Origin of the sequence: Streptomyces sp. NPDC085927 (assembly GCF_044540975.1) — a bacterium.
Lineage (GTDB): Bacteria > Actinomycetota > Actinomycetes > Streptomycetales > Streptomycetaceae > Streptomyces > Streptomyces hirsutus.
The window spans coordinates 1-1762 of the sequence record NZ_JBITSN010000044.1 but is presented as its reverse complement, the minus strand read 5'-3'; the positions used below and the strand labels follow the sequence as shown (position 1 = coordinate 1762).

Below are 1762 nucleotides of genomic sequence, written 5' to 3'. Positions count from 1 at the left end.
AGGGCTCGCAGATCATTAACTCGTCTCTTTGATCTCCGTTTGGGTGAGGTCTGGAGTGAGGAAGACCGCGATGTCAGCAGGCGTGCGGAAGCGGGCGGTGGAGCCGTTGATGTGGTGACCGTGGGCTTCCAGGAGAGGGCGGACTTCCTGGCTTGCTCGGCTGATGGTCATGGCGGTGACTCCGAAGAGCTGGCCCAGGAGGTCCATGGTGGCGAGTTTGCGCAGGTGGAGCACGGTGGCCAGAATCCGGTCCGCCGGGGTGAGCTTGGCCTTGGCGCCTGTGCCGGCGGCCACCAGGCGCTCGCGTCCGCGACGGGCACGAAGAGTGTGCTCGCGCTGTAGCTCCATTTCGGGAACGAGTGTGTCGATCAGCTTGCCGAGTTGTTGGTCGGACATGCCGGTGAGTTCGGGGTGCCGCAGGCAACTCGTGGGCAGAGGTGTCGTGTTGTGCACTGTCGGCTGGTCATTGGCATCGCTGACCTCGTCCTTTTCCGGTGCTGGTTGGGGATGAAGGGTGTAGTTCCAGTCGCCGTGGAAGCGGTGCCGGGCGATCGGCAGAGCGGCCAACTCGCCGTCAGTGACCTGGACGCCTGTGGGATAGCGGTTGGTGTCGAGCTCGGCGTGCACGGTCAGACCGGTGCTGGTGGTGGTCGCGGCGATACTCTGGACGATGACTTCGTGGCTGGTCAGAGGCCGTCCGCGCCAGTTCATGGTGATGTGGGAGAACAGTCGGTGCTCGATCCGGTTCCACTTCGCCGTGCCCGGAGGAAAGTGACAGACGGTGATCGCCAGCCCGATTTCGTCGGCCAGCCGGGCCAACTCGGTCTTCCAGGTGCGGGTGCGATAGCCATTGGATCCGCCGGCGTCGGCAGTGATCAGCAGCCGGTCGGCCGCTGGATAGGCGGTGCGTCCGGCCCCCTTCCACCAGCGACGGATGGACTCGGCGGCGAACGCGGCGGTGTCGTGGTCGGTGCCCACGTTGACCCAGCCGGTGTCCGCGGCGATGTCGTAGATCCCGTAGGGCACCGCCTTGCCCAGCTCACGGTCGGGAAAATCATGGGTGTCCACTGCCACCGGCCGGCCCTTCGGCTCCCACTCCCGGCCACGGTTCTTGAAGGCGCCGACCAGCTCCTTCTTCTTCGTGTCCACGCTGATCACCGGCTGCCCGACGTCCTGATGTTGGCGGGCCTGGTCGTTGATGTAGCGGAACTGGGCGTCGCGGTCGGGATGCTGCTTGCCCTCCAGGACCTTGGCGTTGCCCTGCAGGCTGAAGCCCTCCTCGCGCAGCAGATCGCCCACCGTGTCCGGGCCGATCCCGTATCCCTGCCGAGTCAGTTCGGCAGCGAGCTTGCGGGTGGACTTGCACGTCCAGCGCAGCGGCGACATGGGATCCCCACGCACATCAGGCTCGACCAGAGACAGCAGCGCATCCCGCAGGGCCGGCTCGCGCTCGACCAGACGCTTGCGGCCACCGCCGACCCGGCGGACCCGACCCAGCGGACCCTGACCGGACTCAAGTTCTCGCACGCCGAGCGACACCGTGCCCTCACGAACGCCTGCGGCGCGGGCAACCGCCCTGATCCCGCCGTGACCGAGCGACCGGGCCTCCGCCCCTATCAGCAGACGACGCTGTCGCTCGTCCAAGTGAGGCAGAATCGCTGCGAACTTCGCTGCCATTGCTGTCCGTTGCTTGTCCAACCCACTCATGCCAGACCAACGAACCATCAATCGGAAAGCCACGGTTTATTGATCTGCGAGCCCT

General features: G+C 65.9%; 1 protein-coding gene. It reads right to left on the bottom strand.

Annotation, left to right across the window (positions count from 1 at the left end; genetic code table 11):
- Positions 1 to 15 precede the first annotated feature (15 nt).
- The gene (locus ACIF80_RS37465) at positions 16 to 1707 is read right to left on the bottom strand and encodes an ISAzo13 family transposase (protein ID WP_399813509.1); all 1692 of its coding nucleotides are present in this window, start codon (positions 1705 to 1707) and stop codon (positions 16 to 18) included.
- Between the last annotated feature and the right edge of the window lie 55 nt (positions 1708 to 1762).